General features: G+C 68.9%; 1 protein-coding gene. It reads right to left on the bottom strand.

Features of this window, described 5'->3' with window-relative positions; all coding sequences use genetic code 11:
- Positions 1-12: 12 nt before the first annotated feature.
- Positions 13-1,683, bottom strand: a 1,671-nt coding sequence (locus tag G3N93_RS39525; protein ID WP_206135473.1) for a transglutaminase family protein, incomplete at its 5' end; no start/stop codon positions are given.

The following is a 1,683-nucleotide window of genomic DNA, read 5'->3' as shown; positions in this document are numbered from 1 at the left end:
GTCATCGTCCGGTCACGGCCGCCGCAGGTCGAGCGTGAACGGGAATTCGCGGCTCGGCGCGGCAGCCGCGACATCCATCCGCCCCGGCGTATGCCCCATCTCGACGAAGCGTGCGAGCCGGCGGCTCTCGGCTTCGTATGCATTGACCGGGAACGTCGCGTAGTTGCGCCCGCCCGGATGCGCGACGTGATAGCGACAGCCGCCGAGCGAGCGCTGCAGCCACGTATCGACGATGTCGAACGTGAGCGGCGCGTGCACGCCGAGGGTCGGATGCAGCGCGGACGGCGGCGACCACGCCTTGTAGCGCACGCCCGCGACGTATTCGCCGACGGTGCCGGTCGGCTGCAGCGGCAGCGCGCGGCCGTTGACGGTCACGACGTGCCGGTTGTCGTTGAGCCCCGTCACGCGCACTTCGAGCCGTTCGACCGACGAATCGACGTAGCGCACCGTGCCGCCGGGCGCGCCCTCCTCGCCCATCACGTGCCACGGCTCCAGCGCACCACGCAGCGACAGTTGCATCCCGTTCACCGCGATCTGGCCGAACAGCGGGAAGCGGAATTCGAAGTGCGGCGCGAACCACGCCGGATCGAACGCGAAACCGGCGTCGCCCAGTTCGGCCAGCACATCGTCGAAATCCATCTGAAGAAACTCGGGCAGCATGAAGCGGTCATGCAGCGCGGTGCCCCAGCGCGTGAGCGGCGTCGTGTACGGTGCGGCCCAGAAACGCGCGACCAGCGCGCGCAGCAGCAATTGCTGCACGATGCTCATCCGCGCATGCGGCGGCATCTCGAATGCGCGCAGTTCGAGCAGGCCGAGCCGGCCGGTCGACGAATCCGGCGAATACAGCTTGTCGATGCAGAACTCGCTGCGGTGCGTGTTGCCGGTCACGTCGATCAGCAGGTTGCGCAGCACGCGGTCGACGAGCCACGGCGGCATGTCCTGCCCGAACAGCAGCTTGTTGCGCTGGATCTCCGCGAACGCGATGTCGAGTTCGTAGAGCTGGTCGTTGCGCGCTTCGTCGACGCGCGGCGCCTGGCTCGTCGGCCCGATGAAAAGCCCGGAGAACAGGTACGACAGCGACGGATGGTTGTGCCAGTACGCGATCAGGCTCGCGAGCAGGTCCGGGCGACGCAGGAACGGGCTGTCGGCCGGCGTCGCGCCGCCGAGCACGAAGTGGTTGCCGCCGCCCGTGCCGACGTGGCGGCCGTCGACCATGAACTTCTCGCTGCACAGCCGCGACTGCCACGCAGCGTCGTACAGGAATTCGGTGTGGTCGACGAGTTCGTCGAAGTTGCTGGCCGGATGGATGTTCACCTCGATCACGCCGGGATCGGGCGTCACCTGCAGCAGCTTCAGCCGCGCGTCGCGCGGCGGCGGATAGCCTTCCAGGACGAGCTTCACGCCCAGCGCGTGCGCGGTCAGCTCGATCGCGCCGAGCAGGTCGAGATAATCCTCCAGCGCGGCCAGCGGCGGCATGAACAGGTACAGGATGCCGTTGCGCACTTCGACGCACAGCGCGGTGCGCGTGATCCACGCGGCCGACTCGAAGCGCTCGGGAAGGCGACTCGGGTCGCGCGCGGACGGCCGCCCGTTCCTGGCGGTGCCGTCGTCGCGCCACTGCATCACGGTCTGCGCGGACGCCTCGCGATGCACGCCGGACAGGTAGCGCGGCGCATCGGCCGG

The organism is Burkholderia sp. Se-20378 (assembly GCF_017104665.1).
In the GTDB taxonomy this organism is placed as follows: Bacteria; Pseudomonadota; Gammaproteobacteria; order Burkholderiales; family Burkholderiaceae; genus Burkholderia; species Burkholderia lata.
The sequence above is the reverse complement of the archived record's forward strand: the minus strand, read 5'-3'. Positions and strand labels throughout refer to the sequence as shown.